Source organism: Paractinoplanes rhizophilus, assembly GCF_042664765.1.
GTDB classification, from domain to species: domain Bacteria; phylum Actinomycetota; class Actinomycetes; order Mycobacteriales; family Micromonosporaceae; genus Actinoplanes; species Actinoplanes rhizophilus.
This window is the reverse complement of record NZ_JBHTBJ010000012.1, coordinates 172,366-192,060: the sequence shown is the minus strand read 5'-3', so window position 1 is coordinate 192,060 and position 19,695 is coordinate 172,366. Positions and strand designations below refer to the sequence as shown.

Genomic DNA, 19,695 nt, shown 5'->3' with positions numbered 1-19,695 from the left:
CGAAGGCGCCACCACGCACGGGTGGAAATCCGCCCTCGGCGCGTTCGAAATCGCATTTCCCGGCCGCATTGCGGCTACACTGACCTAAGAGGACAAAGGATGGTTACACAGACATCCTGACAGGCTCGGAGGCACTGACCGGGTTCTTCACCGAGCATCACGCGATGCTGCTGAGGATGATGCTGGACAACATCGACCGGCTCACCGATCAGATCACCACCCTGGAACGCAACATCGAGGAGCTGGTCGTCCCTTTCTGCCGTCAGGTGGAGCAACTCACCACGATTCCCTGCGTGGGCCGCTTCACCGCCGCGGAACTGATCGCTGAACTCGGTGTCGACATGACCCGATTCCCGACCGCCGGGCATCTGGTGTCCTGGGCCAAGTTCTGCCCGACCACCCACGAATCGGCCGGCAAGACCAAACCGAAGGGCCGCACGAAAGGCAACCCGTGGCTGGGCGCGACGATCGGTAACGCGATCGGCGCGCTGACTCGCACCCAGACATTCCTGGGCGCCCGCTACCGGCGAGTGGCCCGCCGCCGCGGCAAAGGCAAAGCCATGGTCGCCGCCGGCAACTCGCTTCTGACCAGCGTCTACCACCTGCTGTCCGACCCCGACGCCACCTACCAGGACCTCGGCCCGACCTACCACGACACCCTGATCAACCGCGACCGGCGAGCCCGCCAGCTCGCCGCCGCCCTGGAAGCCGTCACCGGCCAGACCATCCTCATCCGTGCCGGCAAAGCCCACATCGCCGACACCGACCAAGCAGCCTGAACAGCCCTCACCCAACCCGGCTCCGCCGGGTGCTACCGCCTGCCCACTAGCGGACCGATTTTCGGGTCAGTGCGAACGGCTCGGCCTCGAACGTCGGGCTGATCAACCGGCCCTTCTCCGTCTCGGCGTCAGGTCGAGCACGGCGGGCTGTTTGGCGCGCCTGTGAGCTGGATGTTACTTAGCGCCTAATCGAGCAGTTCGCGGATGTCGGCGGCGGTAAGTGCGGCCGCGGTGCGCGAGGATGACCGATTCGCGCGGATTGATCCGGGCGTGGACGTCCGGGTGTTCGTCGAGCCCGGAGATCTGGGCGCCGGGCCTGGTCAGCGGGGTTACAGCACCGACGGGTCCTGGCTGCGCCTTAACCTGTGGGTTAAGCTGGCCGGTATGGGTGCGTGGCAGATCCTGCTGGTCGAGGAAGTGGCCGATTGGTTCGTCGACCTGACCAAGAACGACCCGGGCAGTGCCGATCTCATCGAAGATGCGATCGACCGGCTCGCCGTCGAGGGACCAGCGCTCGGCCGCCCGTTGGTGGACCGGATCCACGGGTCACGCCACCACAACATGAAGGAGCTCCGGCCAGGCTCCACCGGCTCCAGCGAGATCCGCGTGCTCTTCGCATTCGACCCCGTCCGTCGGGCGGTTCTGCTGGTCGCCGGCGACAAGTCCGGCAATTGGCGCGGCTGGTACAACACCGCGATCCCGTTGGCCGACGACCGCTACGACGCGCACCTGGCCGAACTGGAAACGAGGAGCTACGAATGACCGTCACCTGGGACGAAGCCAAGCGCCGTGCCGAGGAGGCCCGCCGCGCGGCTGGGCACCACATCCGCGACGACGCCGAGCGGGCCGCCGGGCAGCGCCGTCTCGACGATGAGATCCGCGCCTTCCGTCTGGCCGAGGTCCGCCGCAACCGATCTCTGACCCAGCGCGAGGTCGCCGACGCCATGGGCGTGTCCGGGCCGCGGGTGTCCGACGTCGAGCGCGGCAACCTCGACACCGTCTCGATCTCCGTTCTCCGAGCCTATGTCGAAGCCCTCGGCGGGCGGCTCAAGGTGACCGCCGAGTTCGACGACTCCACCTACCTGGTCGCCTGATCGATCATGAACACGCAGGCGTGGTCGCCCGCCGGATCGGATCACCAGTACGACTACACGACTGCCGTGATGTCCGTTTTCTGGCCCGAGCCGCAATATCACGCGTTTGGTCACCCGTTGGCCACACCTGGCCGCCGAGGTGGTGGGTGCGCCCTGGGCTGAACATCGCCGTCAGGTCGAGCAGAACTGTGCGTACGCCGACCGGCAAGGCTTCGCGGTCAACCTTGTGCCCGGCAATCTTCCGGACTTCGAGATCTTCCTCGAACATCGTGGCATCACCACACCCAGCGCGGACGATCTGCGCGCCTACCCCGACGTACGTGACGCGGAAGCCGTCATGGTGGCCTGGCCGCCGAACCGGTCGGCGAGTTGCTGGTGCGGATCAGGACGCCGATATAAGCAATGCTACCGCCCGCACGGACTGGGCAGCCTTAGCTGAGCAGCGGCCGTCGCCTCAACCGCGTCCTGCGCCGGCCGGGGCACCGACGCGGACCATGTGGAGAGGAGTCCTCGACCCCATCGCAGGAAATCCGCCTGTCAAGCGCGTCGTCGGTGACCACTTGACCACGTCGAACGATGTCCGCTGACATCGCCGGTACCTGGGCACACCTGTAGACGACACCCGTCCGCCAGGGAGTACGACTGCCCTCCGCCTGGGTATCCGTTTCGGTGGGCCGGAGGCATCACCATGCGAACCAGCCGGCGACGATCATCGGCGACCCGTTGCCGATGCGTTTGCGCAGGTCAAGTCGGTGACTCCGAGCTGATTGCTGTATGTGATCGAAAGACTTGTGCCGGACTGTCGCAGCGAGTCGCACGTGGGCGATGATTACGCTGCGTAAGCCATCCGAGGCACGACCACTACTGAGCTTCTGGGGTCGGGGCCAGGGCGCAGTTCGCGAGGAATCCGAAGGCGGAAGGGTGTAGGTAGATACGCCATGTGCGACCCGCCCGCCACCAGCCCCGGCAACCGCTGTCAGCGTATTTGACCAGCTCAAGGCGCATAAGGACGAGCTGAGCGCCGGGCAGGTAACGATCATGGGTGCAATCGGGAGTTCTGTGTAGGTGGCCCGCGCACCGTGGGCAGACGGCTCTAGCGGCGAAAGCCGGACCGTACGGGGCGCATTCGACGCAAGCTCGTACATCAGGTCCGCTCGCTGCGGAAGGCAGGGTCATTGCGTTGTCGGGTAACTGCTGGTCACGGCGGTGATTAGGTCGTGTGATCGGCGGTTGGCTTGGCGGGTGGCGCGGGCGATGTTGGTGGCGCCGGTGATCCGGTGCCAGCCGATCGCGGTGTTACGCAGTGTCGCGATGATCGCGGGTCCGTTGCCGGTCCGGGCTTGGTGCAGGTCTTCACGGAACGTTACGTCGCGGACGTGATGGAGGCGGTTTTCGATGTGCCAGTGGTGGCGGATCCAGGTCTGCAGGTCGCGGGGCAGGGCTTGCCCGGCGGGCAGTGACACGGTCAGATAAGCCGCCTCGCGGCTGGTTTTACCAGCGACGATGCGGGTGCGGGTAACCCGGACGGCCTGCTGCGCGTGCGGGAAAGCGATACCGCCGGGCGTGCGGACGGTGACGGCTTTGAGGGTGCGGGTCTCACGGCGGCCGTGACCACGCTCGCGGGTGCGATCCCCGACCGGGATCTGTGCCCAGGGAAGCTGCTTGAGCTGCTTGAACAGGGTCGGCCGGTTGCCTTTCACCTGCACCAGCAGGTGTGCGTGGCGGGCAATGACCTCGTCGGCGTGCCCGGTCTGGGTGTGCAGGGCGTCAGCGGTGAACAGCACCCCGGTCAGGGTGCCGAGCACCTTCTCCACGGCGTCGAGCAGCGGCGCGAACGACGTGATCTCGTTCGACTTCGTGTCCACGATGACCTGGGCGATCACGAGCCCGGTAGTGGTATCGAGGGCGGACAGCAGATGAACTTGACGGCCGTCGCCCAGGCGGGCGCCCCGCAGGGTTTTGCCGTCGACCGCGATCACCCGCCGGTAGCGGCGCGGAGCCGGGACTGACTGGCGGGTCCTGGACTGCAACCAGCCGGCGAGGACGCTGGTCAACAGGGCCGGGTCCAGCCGGATCAGCAGCCGCCACATCGTCGTGCCGGCAGGCACACCGTCGCCGAACCCCAGCCGGACCCGGGCGGATCCGTCGAGGTCATGCAGCCAATCGGTGATCGCCGCGAACGAGGACGCGCCGGCCATGACCGCGCAGACCGCGACAGCAAGGACCGCGGACAACGGGTAACGGATCCCGCGCGGGTCACGCGGGTCAGGAACCTTCGTCAACACGTCCAGCAGACCGCTCTGTTCACCGTCAGTGATCAGCCTTGGCTTCGTGATGGTGTGGGGTGTCGTAACGGTCAGTGCGGTGATGAGAGATGATGCCATCGGCGGGTGGGGTCTTCCTCGGAGTCGTGAAGCGTCGCAACTCCATGATCACCGATGCGGCCTCACCCGCTTCTTACCCCTCCGCAGAGGCCGCTCACGCTACAAACTCACTGCTCAACGACTCGCCGCCCGACTACGCAATGGCCCTGCTGCGGAAGGCACCCACCAACAGGCCGCTTCGGCTATGGTGTCGAGTGTCGAGCGTCGAGCGGACGGGCCCGTGAACAGCATTTCGAGCAGCACAGAAGACAATCCTGGCAGCGACGCAGGCGCTGCCGATGCTCTTCAAGCGGCAATCGCGGCGGGTCGTGTTGTGCTCGTCCTCGGCCAGCGACACAGCACTGGCCTTGTCGACGAACTTATCCGCGACGTTGCAGTCCTCTCGGGGGCAGCGGAGCGGCAAACACTGCAAGAGCAACTGCAGGAGCTGGAGACTCCTAGCCGGATCGACGAAGTTCGCCGAGCGTTCAGTCGACACCGGCCTGGCGAAGACCTACTTGAAATCGCGCGTTGCCCATGGAGCATTGCGGTTACCTCTGCCGTTGATCCGCTACCGCTTGAAGCGTTCAATCAGGTCGGCAGCGACTCCGGCCGGCGGCTGCGAGTGCTGTTTCCCTCTCAGGCGAGATCCTTGTCGGCCTCTGTCAACCCGGCTTTGCTCACTGTCATCCGGCTCTTCGGCTCGACCGATGAGCAGGTGCCGTCCCACCTGCCTCCGCTGACCGCTACGGCGCTACGGCAGCGACGCGCGTTCGACGTGGCCCCGGTCCTGCAACAGCTCCCGTTCCTCGCAGCGACCGGGATGGTGGTCGTCGAAGGTGTCGGCGACGATGATTGGATCCCGCTCGACCTGCTAGAGCTCGTGTGTAGCGCTCTCCCGGCGGGATCGGTCCACTGGTTCCTCGGTGGCGAGAGGGCGGTAAAACGCTCCGACTTCGCCAGCTTCGGCGACGCTCTCATCCTCCACGAAGGCTCCCTGTCCGGTTTCCTCCGGGAGAACGCCACGACAGACGCGGGGCGCAGGCTCGCAGAGGCGCGGGAGACCGCGCTCTCGCCCGATGACCACATCATTTCGTTCGGTCGGCCCGCCGAGAGCAAACACATCGTCTTGACCGCCCAAGAATGGCGAAGCGTGGCACAGTCGGTAATCGTTCTCGACGACGCGGCGACCGCCGTCCCGCCGCCCCTCTCCCCGGATGAGATGCGGGCTGAGTTCCGCCAGTTCCTCCGAGGAACACAGCGTCCGCCCAACTGGACGGCAATTGTCCGGGGTTTTCTATACACGCGCAAAGTCAGCGAGCACCTGACGGAAGAGGTCGAGGCCGCGCTCACCGAAATCGGCTCGGTAAACCCGATCGACACAACGGAACAGTACACGGTCAACTATTCGCGCCGTCCGATCTTGTTGACTGGTCCGCCTGCCTCAGGCAAGAGTCGCATCATTCATTGGCTAGCGGTGCATCTGCGCAAGCGCGGCCACGTCGTTCTCTATGTCGCCCCCACAGCTGGCCGGCTGAAGGTCGAGGCAATCGAGCGGGTCTGCCGCCTTCTGCAGTCCCGCGGGGCACCAGGTGTGGCCGTGCTTACCGACGAAATTGACAATGCCGAGTACGTCCAGCTCTCCGAGGCGCTCGCCGCCGCAGGGCGCAACGCGGTGGTGGTGGGGACTGCCCGGCACAGTCCGGGGCTGTTCAGCCCGGACGAAGATCCGAGGTCTACCGGCGACCGGGATCCAGACTATAAGTCGATCCCGATGGAGCGCCGGTTGTCGGCGAAGGAAATCACGGAGTTCAAGGAGTATCTCGCTGATCACGGCCAGATAACCGACGGACTCACCGCTTCGGTCATTGGCGACCCATACTTCCTGCTCCTGCTCTATCGTCTACTGCCGGACGTCCAGGGCAATATCCGGCTGAGGATAGGAGAGGCATACGACCGGTTGGCCCGTGCTCTCGACATCAGCGGACGGGCGACCGAGGAAGACAGCGAATCTGCGGGCGACAGCAAACTTCGTGAACAGCTAAGAGCCGTAGCAAGCGAGCTCTTCCCTGGCATCGACTTTGACCGTGGCAAAGACGTGACCACTTCGCCCTTCGCGCACAGCGAAGAAACCCGCAGTGCTCTGGATCTTGCTTTGCTTTGCGCACGGCTTCAGCGGCCGATCCCCGTCGACCTCCTGCTGCGAACCTTTGGTACGGACTTTATCCGGCAGTACGCCGCGTTCAGTCGCCGTTTGGGCGACTCTGAGCTCATGGACGAGACCGTGGACGAACACGGAATCCTCGTGCTGGACACCGATCACAACGAACTCGCTCGACTTGCATTGGGAATCGTACGACCGTCGCCACCGGACCAGATGCGACTCCTTGAGCGCCTTGTTGACGCTATTCAATGGAGCCAGGGCAACTACCCGGGCGACGACCCTGATCAGGATTACTGCACCGAGATCCTTCGTCTGGTCGGTCCCCGCGGGGCTTACGCCGACGTCTACTCGAGTCCAGCCAGCATCGAGAGGCTGGCGCAGATGCTTGAGCAGATTCGAAGCGGCCTCCAAGTGCGTATACCCAAGCTGCTGCTCCTTGAGGCGCAGGCCTTGCGACTGTTGGCCAACCGTGATGCCGACTACGACGCCTCAATGCGCCATATCGGCGACGCAGTCGAGGTCCTGGAACAAGCCGAGGAGGTGCTCCAGGCCCGCCGCGCGACAGATACCCGGAACCTCGAGCTGAACAACCTTCTTACTACGCGAGCCGCGACGCACGGATACAAAATTGGCGCCCAACTGCGCCGCCTACAGCAGCTGCACGAGACTGCACCTGAGTCTCCAGAGGTGCTGACCCTCCGCATGGCGATCAATGACGAGCTAGAACTAGTAAACCTCTACGTCGGGCGTACCCGTGCCCTCGGCCAAACCAGCTTCTTTCCGCTAGACGTCAACTTCTGGACGCTTCGAGATGTTGTCAACCAGAGCCCAGTGCTCTCGGACGTCGAGCGGGTAACTTTCATCGAGCAGATGGCCAACATCCTGGACGCCGCCGTGGAGGAGCCGCTGGAGCCCCGCCAGGTTCAGCGATTCACGAGCCGCCGTATCGAGTTGGCCGAGTTGGAGGGGCTGCATACGGTCAGCGTTAAGCTTGCCGAGGAGATGCGGCAGGCGGGCGACTTCTCTGGCTACTGCCAGATCATCAGAACCCAGGTCTACGACCCTAGAACGCGCCAGGCACAGTCGCCAGCCGTCGCACAAAGGGGCCTGAATCGCCTCCTAACCGTGCACGAGGACGTGTGGCGTAGCCAGGCGGCTATGGGACTTGCCCATCGTCTTTGGATGGACGCGCACCTTCCCGGTGGCCGAGTCGGCGGCGCCGATCCTGTATACGCCGCTTGCACCCGCGAGGAATGGGAACAATGGAGCCGGATCCTTCGTGCTCGGCTTCTCTTCTCCGAGGAAGAGCACAGCGCATTCGTTACCTTTTGCCTGGCATGGGCGCTGCTCCAGCTCTCCGAGCCACACGCGGCCCTCAGCCAGCTCGCGATACTCGATGCCAACTCAGCAGGTAGTCGGCGTCGAGTGGGGTGCTTAGCAGTCCTCTCCGGCGATGACGGTGCCCCGAAGACGTACCGTGCGGTAGCCCGGCGCCGCCAAGGCGACGTCTGGATCTGCTACATGCCAGAACTGCTAGCTGAGATCCGGATTTCACTCGCGTTCCTTGGACCTGCGGTCGACCTCCAAGTCGGCATGGAGATTCCGATCTTCGTCGGCATTAACTACCGCGGCTTGCTCCCCTGGGACCAGCGGACCTCGACAAAACGTCTTCCAGCAGCACCCGCCAGCGGTAGTGGGCCTGGTGGAATGGGCAATCCAGTCCATCCCGTTCCAGCCACGTCCTCACCCGGTCGGCCATCGCCGGCCGCAATGCCGCCGAAACGGCCGCCAGGTCGATGAGACAGGCAGAATGGGCGCAGCGATTTCGGGAGACCGCCGGCTGGCGGCGCGACTTCGGCACGAGCGGTGTTCCCGTCCAGGTCGTGGCGGCCAGCACGGAACTCGCTCAAGCGTGCGACCTAATCAACGATCTCGGCCGAGGCGACTCACGGTCCGTGCTCGTACAAACGCCGACCGGCGGCGGGAAATCGACTCTTATAGCTGCGGCATTGGCGGCTTTCGCTGAGTGGGAAGTCCCGTACGAGCAGATCCAGGCCGACCAACCAGTAGGCCTGGTAATGAAGCAGCTCAGCCTGGGAAAACTCGACGCCATCGTGGTGGTGGACGACTGCGACAAGCTTCAGGCATCAACGTTGCACCAACTCGTCGCGAACCGGCGAAAGTGCCGCGGCATATTCTTAACCGCCACCAAGGTTGGGAGTGAGACCTCCTCGGCCCTTGATGGAGAATATGATCACTACCTCCGGGTTCCGCATCTGGATAGGCGGCCTGATGACCTGCTACTCGTCGCCGCCATGATTTGGAGTCGGATGTCGATGCCGCCGCTTGCGGATGCCTGCGACGAGTCCTTCACGGAGGTAGTGCTTCAAGGCACGTATGCCAGAGGCGCGTGGTCCATTGAAGCCATTTTGACGAGCATGGCGGAGCTGCTGGAGACCAGCGGAGACTTGGCTGGAGGTCACTTCAACCGGAAGATCACTTCGGGTGACTTCATGCCGCACCTACTCCGTCTGTTCAGGGAACAGACGGAGCAGTCGGCCGTCGCACCTACCGACGCCATCCTTGTGGTCGAGGGCGAGACCGACGAAATGTACCTGAGGCGCGCCGCCGAACTCGCCACGGAGGAACAGGGGTGGACTCTGCTCGACGGGCTTCAGATTGAGTCGCCTACCGGCCGCACTGGTGGCGGCAGCGCTGTCGTAGACCGCCTTCTCGACCTCCGGCGTGACGGCATAGCCGGCATCGGCCTGTTCGACCGGGACCCTCCCGGTTCAGCCGCGATGGACATCGCGCGCAAGCACGATCTCAAGCGTTACCAACTACTCCCGAAGTTCGACCCACTGGACCGCGGAGACGAAGGCGCATTGGTGGAGATCGAGGACCTGCTGCCCGTCGAACTATTGAGCCGCTACTACCAGGAACGCCCTGACCTGTCCGCCGAGGAGCGCCATTGGCGGCTAGGCCGATGGCGAATTGTGCCGCTTGGCAAGGACAAGGGTGATCTCGCTGCTTGGGTATGCTCAGTCGCCACCTACGCCGACCTAGAGCGGTACGTGTATCTGCTCGTGGTAGTCCGACAAAAGCTGGGTTTGCCCTGCCCCACAGAATTGCCCGACAAACCCTGGCTTTCTCGCCTTCAACAGCGGCCCGCGGATGCGAGCCAGCCTTCCATTAGCTCGTCTGCTCATCCCGTTGACACCGACGCGGCTCAGCATGATGATGCCCAGCTTGACTCAATCCACTAATGACTTCGCGTTCCTGATCGCCGCCCACGCACTGACGCATATTCTGCTGCACTTGCGGGACCGCCACGAACGTTGACAGCCCCTACCGTCGCCCTCATATCGGATGACACGCGACCGAGACCAGGAGATCAAGTAGCGGTCTGCGGGGTTGCGTAGTGTGGTGCCATCGTCTCCATTTGCTCGATGACGAGTCGGATGGCCTCGGGCTGCTTGTCCGGTGGGTACTTGTATCTGACCAACAAACGCTTGATCGAGGATCGCAGTTTGGCACGAACGTCATCGCGTACCGTCCAGTCGGTCTTGACGTCGCGCTGCATGATGCCGACGAGGTCGCGGGCGATCTGGGCGAGTACGTCCTCGCCCTGCAGTTGCACGGCGGATTCGTTGGCGCTAACCGCGTCGTAGAAGGCCAGTTCGTCGTTGGACAGCGGTGGGGTGAAGTGTGAGCCCCGGTCGCCTTCGGCTGCGACTTCTTTGGCGAGCGCGACGAGTTCGGCGATGACCTCGGCGGAGGTGAGCTGCTGGTTGGTGTACTTGCGCATCAATTCGGCGAGCCGCTCCGAGAATGCTCGTTGGCGGATCAGGTTGTGCCGTGTCGCCCGAGTGGACTCCTCAAGGAGCAACGAGCGCAGCGCCTCAATGGCAAGGTGCGGGTTACTCGCCGCCTTCGCCCTGGCCTCGAACTCGATGTTGAGGTCGGCGAGACTCGGCTTGGGGATGCCTGCAGCCTCGTAGATGTCGACGATCTCGCCTGATGTGGTCGACGACGCTACCAGCGCCGACAGCATGCGCTGGATCTCCTCCGGCACAGGTTTGCCGGCTGCCTGGCGTTCCTGGGCGTCGAACTTGGCCATCCATACCCGGACCTCTTCATAGAACACAGCGTCGCGGCGCCGCAGGTCATCGAAGGTGTCGTTGCCGGACGCCAGCGTCCAAGCCCGAGCCAATTGGTTCGCCAGCTTTCGATACCGGTCGGCGAGGCTCTCCTCTCCCTCCGACACCTGGTTGCCCGGTGTCAGCGGTGAGCGCAGGTGGTTGGTCAACCCAACCGCAGCCTTGATCCAGCTCTTGGCGCCGCCGTCCAGGCGGGAGCGCCAGTCGTAGCCGGCACACGCCTGGTCGAGCAGGTCTAGCAAGGTGGCGGTCAGCGCCACGGCCTCATCAACGTTCTTGCCGACGGGCTCGCCGGCTTGGTCATCCTCGGTGTACTCAGCGAGCGCTTTGGTGAGGTTGTCGACCAGCGGCGCGTACGCGACAAGAAGGCCGTCGGGCTTGCCGCGGAAAGTCCGGTTGACGCGCGCCAGGGTCTGCATTAACAAGGCGCCCTTGAGCGGCCGATCCAAGTAGAGGGTGTGCAGCGGCGGCGAGTCGAAGCCAGTCAGCATCATGTCCTTGACGATCACCAGCTGTAGCTCGTCATCGGGGTCGCGCAGCCGCTTCTGGATAGTCTTGTTCTCCGCGGACCGCCGCACGTGCCGGGAGACAGGCGGCTCGTCCTGAGCGGTCCCGGAGTAGACCACCTTGACTGTGCCCCGGTCGAGGGCCTTGCTGTGCCAGCCAGGCCGCAGCTTCACGATCTCCTCGTACAGGTTCGCGCAGATCTCCCTGGTTCCCCCGACGATGAGCGCCTTGCCGGGCGAGCCGATGAACTTGACCATCTGTGCCGAACGGTTCTTCCAGTGCGCGACGAGGTCCTCGGCGAGCGCCCGGAGCCGGTCGGGTGCGCCGTAGACGGCGTTGATGACGGCAACCGACTTCTCGATCCGGGCTCGTTCGACCTCGTCGAGACCGACGGTGGCCTCATCGGCGGCCCGGTCGAGGTCGTCCTCGCTGACGCCGCTCGTCAGCCCGACCTTGATGAGCCGGGGCTCGAAGAACACCGGTACGGTGGCGCCGTCCTCAACCGCTCGGGTCAGGTCGTAGGTGTCGATTACTGGCCCGAAGACGTCCTGAGTGTTGCGGTCGTCGAATGAGATCGGTGTGCCGGTGAAGGCGATGAAGGAGGCGTTCGGCAGGGCATCACGGATGTACTTGGCATACCCATCGAGGTCGTCGTAGTGGCTCCGGTGAGCCTCGTCGGCGATCACGATGACGTTGCGTCGATCCGACAGCAGTGGATGGTCCGGACCTGCCTCCCGCTCTTCCTTTGTACGACTGAATTTCTGCAGCGTCGTGAACAGGATGCCTCCCGTGGCACGCTGAGTTAGCTCGTCGCGAAGTCGGGCACGGCTGCTTACCGCCTGCGGGTCCTCCGCTAGGAGCAGTGATCGATCGAAAGCCTCGAACAGCTGGCCGTCGAGCTCCTTGCGGTCCGTAACCACGACGAACGTCGGATTGCGTAGCTGGGGCTGTTGGCCGGCGAGGTGGACGTACAGCTCCATCTCCATGGACTTGCCGGAGCCCTGCGTATGCCACACCACGCCCGCGCGGCCGTCCTTGTTTACCGCGTCCACGGTCGCGCCAACCGCCTTGGTGACTGCGAAATACTGGTGCGGCTTGGCGATCCGCTTGGCGTACCCATCGGCGCCGCCATCGAATGCGGTGAAGTTGCGCTGTAGCTGCAAGAATCGTTCGGTGTTGAAGACCCCGTCGATGAGTAGTTCCAGCTCGACGCCCAGGTGGGCGTCATCCGCATTGTCCCCGGGCCGTAGCGGTTTGCCATCGTCGTCTACGTTCCACGGAGAGTAATGGTTCAGCAGAGTAAACGGTGTGCCGTAGCGGGCGGTGATGCCGTCGCTGATCACGTTTACGACCGTGAAGCGGAACGCCATTGGGAACTCGCGCAGGTAGGTGGCTAGCTGGGCGTGTGCGGCAGCTAGGTTAGCCTTGGCCCCAGCAGCCTTTTTTAACTCGACGATCGCAACCGGAAGGCCGTTGAGGTAGAGCACGATGTCGAACCGCCGGTCCACCTCCATCGAGCGGATCGCCACCTGGCTGACGGCCAGGAAATCGTTCTCCCACGGCTTGTGACTTACAAGCCGGATCGTCGGGTTCTGCTCGACGCCGTCCGCGTCGGTGTAACTGATAGCTCGGTAGCCTTTAGTCAGGATCTGATGCAAACGGAAGTTCTCAGAGATGGCATCCTGCGACGTCGGCTCCAAGATTTCGGCCACTGCCTGCACGAGATAGTTGACCGGGACCTGCGGGTTCAGCTTGCGCATCGCTGTCAGAGTACGGTTTGGCAGCACAATGTCGGCCCAGGACGTACGGCCGTCCTTGGTGCCTGGCGCGATCGCCGTGCCCGGTTGGTGCTCCCACTCCCGTTCGGCTAACGCCTCCAACGCGATAACCTCCCACTGGGCCTCGCTAACCCCAGACCGCATCACGATTCAGGCCACCTCCTCCGCAATCTTCTTGGCATCTCGCACTTTGAAGCGTCCTGACATTAGGAATGGCAAAAGCTCGTCCCGGGTGCGCGCGAGAACGTCGTTCTCTTCAGACAGGGAGTGCATGAAATCGAGCATGGACCGTTGAAACGACCCCACCGCCCGCTGCACTGATATATCGGGAATGGGGACACGAAGGGAGCGGATGTCCTGAAGATTCACGTACGGCGCCATATCGGTTTTGTTCATTACTGCGGACAGTTGGTCCTTCAGGTTCCGGGAGCTAAACCATCCAACCATGAAGCCGAAATTGACCAAACTTTCATCTGTTACGCGGAAGTAGCAGAGCTGTGGGCTGTAAACGACAGTTTCCATATTTGAAGGAATGACTGCAACCCTTCCCACAGTTCCCTTTGTGGTCAACACAATGTCGTGGGCTCGCGATAGTTTCGCGCCAATGCGGCCCATGTATTCCTCTGAAACATAGTCCGTCCCATCCGGGAAGGAGCGGAATCCGCGTACATCTCCAGCACGGAGAATGCGGATCCCGGGGGTTCCATGTTCCGACCGATTCGTGCGATACCCGTCACTGAATGTAATGGCTTGAAGGTCGGCCAGCTTACCCAGGGTGCATGGCTTGCCTGGATCGATGGTTAGGGCCTTGAAAAAGTGAGCTTCACATAGGTCTCGTATGTTCGATATAGCCTCTTCATTGGCAAGCATCTTGTCGTCGAGTGCGCCGAGGATATCCGCAGCTGCCCGTTGCTCGATAATGCTCGGGAGCTGGATCTCGAGCGATCCGATGTCGCGCAGGTTGATATAGGCTGCCATGTCCGTGCTATTTGCCCGCTGAAGCGCCTGACGACTGAATGCTTCAGACTTGAACCAGTACGACAAATAGCGAGGAGATACGATCTCCGGGTCAATTATTCGGAAATAGCACAACTGGGGGCTGTAGACTACTTGCTCGGCCTGCGGGGGGTAGATTGCGACTCGACCAACCGTTCCTTTTGTGGTCAGCAGAATGTCGCCGGGCTGACTCAGCTTCGGACCGATATTCGTTTGAAATTCCTTATGTACGTGGTCCTCGCCGTCCAGGGTGACGCCTCCGTCGGAGACGTCGGCTACTCGGAGGATCCGATAGCCCGGCTGGCCGTGCTCGGAGCGCTTCGTGCGGTAGCCGTCTCCATAAGTAAGAGCTCCGACCTCACTAAGCTGCTTTATCGTCATTGCCTTAACCACGGAGACGCTCCAACTGCTCATGGACTACCTTTTCAAATGACGTCGATTTGCTAAAGGTCTCCAAAAGCTGCTTCGAAAGTCGAGCGATTTTATCATCGATCGGTTCATCATCTTCCTCGGCTGCGACTCCGCCGATGTATCGACTCGGCGTGAGGGCATAGTCCGCCTCCTTGACCTGCTCGAGGCTGGCGGACTTACAGAAACCAGGAGCGTCCTGGTAGGTAGAGCTCTGACGTGTGGCTGAGTCGGTTCCGCGCCAGGCGTGGTAGGTGTCCGCGATCTTGGCTATGTCTTCGTCGGTCAGCACGCGCTCAGCCCGGTCCACCATGTATCCAAGTTCGCGTGCGTCGATGAAGAGCACCTCGCCGCGCCGATCTACCTCGCCGTTTTTGCCAGGTGCCTTGTCTTTGGAGAGGAACCATACGCAGACCGGGATACCTGTGCTGCGGAACAGCTGCGTGGGCAGTGCGACCATGCACGACACCAGATCGGCCTCGACGAGCCGGGCGCGGATGTGCCCCTCGCCATTGGAGTTCGCCGCCATCGATCCGTTTGCCATCACTACGCCAGCGCTGCCGCCGGGCTTGAGTTTCGAGATGATGTGCTGAAGCCAGGCGTAATTGGCATTGTTAGCCGGCGGCACGCCGTACACCCAGCGGGGGTCATCCTCGCGCCGAGTCCAGTGCTTGATGTTGAACGGCGGGTTGGCCATCACGTAGTCCATCTGGACGTCCGCGTGCTGGTCGCGGGCGAACGTGTCGCCCCACCGCGCCCCGAGGCCGGAGTTGTCGATGCCGTGGATTGCTAGGTTCATCTTTGCCATCCGCCACGTCTCTTCCAGACTTTCCTGGCCGTAGATGGCGATGTCCTTCGGGTCACCGTTGTGGTCGTGGATGAACTTCTCGGTTTGGACGAACATGCCGCCTGAGCCACAGCATGGGTCGTACACCCGGCCGCTAGAGGGCTCCAGCACCTCGACGAGGACCTTGACCACGCTAGGCGGGGTGAAGAACTCGCCGCCGCGCTTGCCTTCGGCGCGGGCGAAGTTGCCGAGAAAGTACTCATATACCTCGCCCATCAGGTCGCGAGCGCGATGCTCGCCTTGGCGGCTGAAGCGGGCGTTGTTGAACAGGTCGATCAGTTCACCGAGACGGCGCTGGTCAATATTGTCCTTGTTGTAGAGGCGCGGCAACGTGCCGGCGAGCGCTGGGTTGGCAGCCATCACGGCGCTCATGGCGTCGTCGACGAGTTGGCCGATGGTCCTCGGTGGCTCATCGCCGATCCCGGGCATGCCCTTGGCATTCTCGGCGAGGAAGGTCCACTGCGCGGCGGCCGGAACGACGAAGACGCCGTATCCCTGGTACTCCTCCGGGTCATCGATCAGCTCGTCGATCTGCTCGGCGTCCATGCCCTCGGCGCTGAGTTCGGTGCGGATCTGTTCGCGGCGCTCGTCGTAGGCGTCTGACACGTACTTGAGGAAGACCAGGCCGAGGATCACGTCCTTGTACTGGTTTGCCGACAGCGACCCCCGCAGCCGGTCGGCTGCTTGCCACAAGGTGTCCTTCAGTTCTTTCATGGTCGACGGAGCCGATGGCTCCGTCTTCTTGCGTGGGGGCATGCTCAGGTTCCTTCCACTATTACAGCGCCGGCGGCAACGCCGTCGACGAGGGCGGTGACAAGATCGTGCAGGGCGTCCTGGTGTCGACGGAGCCCGGCGTCGTGGTTGCTCGCCTCTGCTAGCGCCGATTCCAGCGACGCAGCGTCGCCCGGCTCCAGAAATGGGATGTTCCAGGTCTGCCACTCGCCTGGCGGCATCCGGTGATTGATGAGGGCTGCGAGAGAATACGACCCGATCCCAGCAGTGGCCGCAAGCCTCAGGATCCGGGACGGGGAGGCGACCAGCGAGCCGCCGCGCACATCCACCCGAGCCTGCGGCTTCGCGCCGTCAAGGAACACGACATCACCGGCTTCCGTGCGGTGGGCTCGCGGGTAGAGCCGCTCAGCGTCGAACGGGTCCATCAAGACGTCGTCCATCGTGCCGTCCGCAGTCAGCACCGCGACCGTCCCGTTCGGATCGCCATGGTTACGGTCGATCCGGGTGCGACGGTGCACCCTCACCGCGCCCAGCTCATGCAGTTCGGCCAGCGACCGTTGACGTAGCAGGACTGCGCCGTGGGACGCCGACACCAGCACGTCGAAGGGGTCGAGCGGTGTCGCGGTGATTAGCGCCGCCGCGCGCACCCGGGTCAGATGGTCGCCCGGGGCAGTCCCCCATCGCAGCGCGCGAGTTCCTGGCGGCACCACCGGTGCACCTGCGAGGATGGCCGGCAGATCAACCGGACGTAGATAGCGATATGCGCGTCCGTCGCCGGCCGACAGCGCCGCGAAGACATCGGCGGCGAGGTCGTCGGCCACCAGCTCATTCGCCGGGTACGCCCCCAGGTCGCCAGCCATCGGGGGACGGTCCGTACTGCGGCCACCCTCGCATACCCACACTCCGAGCGCCTGACGGTGAGCTTGCTTCCATAGGCCACGGGGCAGGCGGAGTGCTGCCGTCAACTGGCGCGGACGGAGCAGGGCGGACCGCCGCCGCTCGTCCTCACCTTGCAGCCGATCGCACAGCTTGCCGGCCGAGGAGATCACCAGGGCGACCTCGTGGGGTGCCAGCTCCAACAAGAGGTCATCAACTGCGCTGAGGGCCCGCTCACTGTCAGTGCCAGGTAATGACAGGACACGCAGCAGGGGACCGCCGTCGTGGTCGAAGATGTCAATGCCGTGCAGGAGAGCTCGGCGGCGCAGAACTCGATCGGACGGGCTGCTGCCGGGCACGATGAGGCGGCCAGAGTCGGAGGCGAGGGTGAGCGCGAGGCTCGGTGGGCCTCCGGAGAAGGCGACCGGCACAGCTTTGCCGCCGAGATAGAGTGCGGCCGTCTCCGCCACAGCGTGGAGCAGTTCCGTTCCGCGATCGACGAGTTCGCGGCTGCCGACAGCCCGCCCGGCCGGTCCCACCTCAAGCCGGCCCAACGCCTCCGCCGGCCCGAACGACGCCTCGATCAACTCCTCGACGAACCTAAGAACGTCATCGGTCACGGTTAACCGCCGCGATTCGGACAACAGAAACTTGTCGTAAGGGTCGATGCGGCCGGCTACTTCCTCCAGCCGGGCTGCATCGAGGTCGTCTTCAACGCTCGTGCGCAAACAGAGCAACGTGACCAGATCCTCCAGCGTCGCGCCAGGCGGGACGCTGAGGGCCGGTGCGTCGAGACGATGATCGGCGTTCTTCCCGCGGCCGGTTGACTCCAGCCACGCGACAACCTCGTCACGCGAGAACCGCTCGTAGGTATCCGATGACGACACCGCAGCCGGGAAAGGTAGATGCTGGCCACGAGCGCGAGGACGGCGACGCCATGTGCTGACAACGGCGCGTTGCACGCCAGCGATCTGGGCGATATCGCGCAACGTCAGCGTCGGTTCACCTGTAGCCATGACGCCTCCTCTCACCCGTCGATCTCGCAGACTCTAACGAGGGGAACCTCAGATGCGACCTGTCAAGGCTGATAACCCCGCTTACCAGTAAACATTATTGGTGCGAGGCCCGGTCGCTTGCTCTTCTGGAAACGCCCAACCGGGCAGTGATCACCGTCTTCAGGACGATCACATCGCCGTGCTTCTCGGCCGCGAACCGAGTCCAAGCGCGGAGAACTCACCAATCTGGGGGTCAAGGGTCATGGTCAACACCGCACGCGATTCGGCCGACGACAAGGCCAGCACCTACCGCACCACCGTCTATCGCCTTACTGGGATCACCGACACGGAAGCCTGTGGTCTCCGAACCGGGCTGAACCACAAGTACCTGCGCAAGAACGGTTTCGTCCCAATCGAGACCGAGGTCGCCGGCGCTCCTGCTCTCCTCATCCATGGCCACGTGCCGCAGTCGTCCGCCGACTGGTGTCCGATCATCACTGCTCTGACTGGTGAAGCGGTGGCCGTCGCATACAGCAGCGCCGGAGGTGCGCTGCTTGTACGCCTCGACGACCAGGTCTACGCCCTCACCTATGGCACACTCGGGCGATTCTTCATCGCCGCAGACCGGATCGATCCAGGCTTCGGCATCCAATTCGCGCTCCGGGCGATCGAGCCCGACCGGATCCAGCGAGTCACCCGCCGGGTGCTCGCCTCCACCGGCCGCGTCGACCGCAATCTTGTACCCGGCGGGCAGCCCATCCGCCGCTACGACATCGAAGGCTGGGGCGAGATCGTCAGGCAGCTCAGCGGTGTACTGGCCAACGAACGGCTGACCGTCACTCGTGGTAGCGCCCGCCGGGTCTCCTTCGCCGGCGCCGACTCGCTACAGATACCGGTCAGCACGGACCCGGTCGGCCTGCTCGCCGATCTGCGAGAGATCGGCCGGACCTGTACCGGTGAATCGCCGTCTCCGGAACTCGAGTTCATCGCGCAGATCCGACCCCTGCCGTCTGGCGAGCGAACTGCCGAGTTGGACAAACGCCTCGACGAAATGCTCGGTATCGAGGACCACCCAGACGTGGGTCTCGCCGTCCCTACATCACTCGTCGAACTGGAGCCACTCGCCGACTCGTACCTGGTCAGGATGCCCTACCGGAAATGGCTCCACCTTGACCTCGATCTTGAGGCAGCGATAGGACGCGTACGCGGGAAGGGCGACGGGAGGCGCCTGAACACTTTGAAACACGGCTCTATCGAGCTGTGCGCCGACCGGAGCGGCGACGAGCCGCTCGCGCCACCGGCCAAAGCACACCTGTGGATAACCGCCGAAGTTCCCCAGGGCGCAGCGCGCATGATCTACCAGGAGGGGCAGTGGTACCAGATCGGCGAACAGCACCTCGCTCTGCTCAACGCCGAGATCGAAGTGATCCTGGCCCAGCCGGCGACGCTCGCGCTCCCGCCCTGGACCCGTGACCTGGAAGACGAGGACGCCTACAACAAGCACGTCGCCGAGACCCACCCCGGCTTCGTGCTGCTCGACAAGAAGACCCTCCACACCAAGCAGCACAACCGCGGACCGGGGATCGAAGCGTGCGATCTGCTCGGCCCGAACGACGAGCTGATCCACGTCAAGCGCGCCGCCAAGTCGGCACCGCTGAGCCACCTGTTCACGCAGGGCGAAGTCTCCGCCGACGCTCTGCTCCACGAGCCTGACGCACGCGAGAAGCTGGCCGGCCGCGTGCACGCCGACCACCCCGACCACCACATCGACGAGACCTTCCGGCCGCGCAAGGTGATCTACGCGATCGCTCTCGCGTCCGGCAGGCAGCTCAGCCCGAAGACCCTCTTCACCTTTTCCCAGGTCGCGCTCTACCGCGCCGCGCGGCGCCTGCGCGGTGCGAATGTCGAGGTGGAGGTCATTTCCATCCCCGTAGTCTCATGACCACGCCTGCATCCATTGGCCACCACACCCGGCGAGGGCCGCCGTGGGACGAGG

At 63.7% G+C, this 19,695-nt stretch carries 12 protein-coding genes; 7 read left to right on the top strand and 5 right to left on the bottom strand.

Translation table 11 applies throughout. The features are described from left to right. The first annotated feature begins 164 nt into the window (after positions 1–164). From ACFQS1_RS18860 to ACFQS1_RS18845, 4 genes are all read left to right on the top strand, one after another. Positions 165–779, top strand: coding sequence for a transposase (locus ACFQS1_RS18860; RefSeq protein WP_378969908.1), 615 nt, complete (start codon positions 165–167; stop codon positions 777–779). 384 nt (positions 780–1,163) lie between these two features. Beyond that, positions 1,164–1,541, top strand: coding sequence for a type II toxin-antitoxin system RelE/ParE family toxin (locus ACFQS1_RS18855; RefSeq protein WP_378969918.1), 378 nt, complete (start codon positions 1,164–1,166; stop codon positions 1,539–1,541). Continuing rightward, complete coding sequence (locus ACFQS1_RS18850; protein WP_378969906.1) at positions 1,538–1,873, top strand: XRE family transcriptional regulator; 336 nt, start codon at positions 1,538–1,540, stop codon at positions 1,871–1,873. The genes ACFQS1_RS18855 and ACFQS1_RS18850 overlap by 4 nt, the downstream gene beginning before the upstream one ends. Before the next feature lie 106 nt (positions 1,874–1,979). Next, positions 1,980–2,312, top strand: a complete 333-nt coding sequence (locus ACFQS1_RS18845; protein WP_378969903.1) for an SEC-C metal-binding domain-containing protein — start codon at positions 1,980–1,982, stop codon at positions 2,310–2,312. Between the two features lie 733 nt (positions 2,313–3,045). Here the strand turns inward: ACFQS1_RS18845 and ACFQS1_RS18840 are convergent. Next, positions 3,046–4,257, bottom strand: a complete 1,212-nt coding sequence (locus tag ACFQS1_RS18840; protein ID WP_378969901.1) for an ISAs1 family transposase — start codon at positions 4,255–4,257, stop codon at positions 3,046–3,048. A gap of 220 nt (positions 4,258–4,477) precedes the next feature. Here ACFQS1_RS18840 and ACFQS1_RS18835 point away from each other — a divergent pair, with 220 nt between their 5' ends. Together ACFQS1_RS18835 and ACFQS1_RS18830 are read left to right on the top strand one after the other, a co-directional pair. Then, entirely contained in the window at positions 4,478–8,200 is a 3,723-nt protein-coding gene (locus ACFQS1_RS18835; protein WP_378969898.1) for a hypothetical protein, read from the top strand. Between the two features lie 83 nt (positions 8,201–8,283). Further along, positions 8,284–9,666: a hypothetical protein gene (locus ACFQS1_RS18830; RefSeq protein ID WP_378969896.1), complete on the top strand. Its 1,383-nt coding sequence runs from the start codon at positions 8,284–8,286 to the stop codon at positions 9,664–9,666. A 128-nt stretch (positions 9,667–9,794) separates the two neighbouring features. On the opposite strand, the gene ACFQS1_RS18825 is transcribed toward ACFQS1_RS18830, so the two are convergent. Genes ACFQS1_RS18825 through ACFQS1_RS18810 form a run of 4 tightly spaced genes read right to left on the bottom strand, consistent with a single transcriptional unit; the run spans position 9,795 to position 17,720 of the window. Further along, positions 9,795–12,989, bottom strand: a complete 3,195-nt coding sequence (locus ACFQS1_RS18825) for a type I restriction endonuclease subunit R (protein WP_465263211.1) — start codon at positions 12,987–12,989, stop codon at positions 9,795–9,797. 6 nt (positions 12,990–12,995) lie between these two features. Beyond that, the gene (locus ACFQS1_RS18820; protein ID WP_378969893.1) at positions 12,996–14,222 is read right to left on the bottom strand and encodes a restriction endonuclease subunit S; all 1,227 of its coding nucleotides are present in this window, start codon (positions 14,220–14,222) and stop codon (positions 12,996–12,998) included. A 4-nt stretch (positions 14,223–14,226) separates the two neighbouring features. Beyond that, the gene (locus ACFQS1_RS18815; RefSeq protein ID WP_378969891.1) at positions 14,227–15,852 is read right to left on the bottom strand and encodes a class I SAM-dependent DNA methyltransferase; all 1,626 of its coding nucleotides are present in this window, start codon (positions 15,850–15,852) and stop codon (positions 14,227–14,229) included. Between the two features lie 2 nt (positions 15,853–15,854). After that, complete coding sequence (locus ACFQS1_RS18810; RefSeq protein WP_378969889.1) at positions 15,855–17,720, bottom strand: hypothetical protein; 1,866 nt, start codon at positions 17,718–17,720, stop codon at positions 15,855–15,857. Between the two features lie 241 nt (positions 17,721–17,961). On the opposite strand from ACFQS1_RS18810, the gene ACFQS1_RS18805 reads away from it, so the two are divergent. Beyond that, positions 17,962–19,641 carry a DUF6119 family protein gene (locus ACFQS1_RS18805; protein WP_378969887.1) on the top strand — a complete coding sequence of 560 codons (1,680 nt, stop codon included), beginning with the start codon at positions 17,962–17,964 and terminating at the stop codon, positions 19,639–19,641. The last annotated feature ends 54 nt before the right edge of the window (positions 19,642–19,695 follow it).